1 protein-coding gene is annotated in these 551 nt (G+C 63.7%); it reads right to left on the reverse strand.

The window, feature by feature from the left end; translation table 11 throughout:
• Positions 1–213: 213 nt before the first annotated feature.
• The gene (locus tag ACFPZ3_RS59550; RefSeq protein ID WP_379523328.1) at positions 214–480 is read right to left on the reverse strand and encodes a sigma-70 family RNA polymerase sigma factor; all 267 of its coding nucleotides are present in this window, start codon (positions 478–480) and stop codon (positions 214–216) included.
• Positions 481–551 lie beyond the last annotated feature (71 nt).

Below are 551 nucleotides of genomic sequence, written 5' to 3' on the forward strand. Positions count from 1 at the left end.
GTGGCCGCCTACCCCGCGCAACCGCCGTAAACAAGGCAACAGGACTACCGCGAACCACGAATCCGTCGACCGGCCGGCCGAGTTACGGACGCCTCTAAACCCGTTTAGCGAAACAGCCGCTATAGCACGTTGATGCCTTGTCGCTGGTCTCGCGAACGAACGCGGACCGTGTGCGGGCGTCCTAGGCGCGGTGTTGTCGAAGCTCTGGCTCTGTCAGGCGGCGTCACTGGCTGAGCTCGCACCGGAATTCGTGGTCTCAGTGGTCTCGAGGGAGGAGCGCAGTCGGGTCAGTACGGCGCGCAGGATGCGGGAGACGTGCATCTGGGAGATGCCGAATTCGGCGGCGATCTCGGCCTGGGTGAGGTTGCCGTAGAAGCGCAGCAGCAGGATGTGCTTCTCGCGGTGGGGTAGGGCGTTGATGAGGGGCCGTACGGCGTGCGCGTCGATCAGGGTGTTGAGAGCCTCGTCGTGGTCGGGGATGAGGTCTCCTAAGAAGTCCTAACAGAATGATCAGCGGTTGAGGCGTCGCCAGCAGATGATCGCGGCGGCGA

Source organism: Nonomuraea insulae (genome assembly GCF_042656245.1).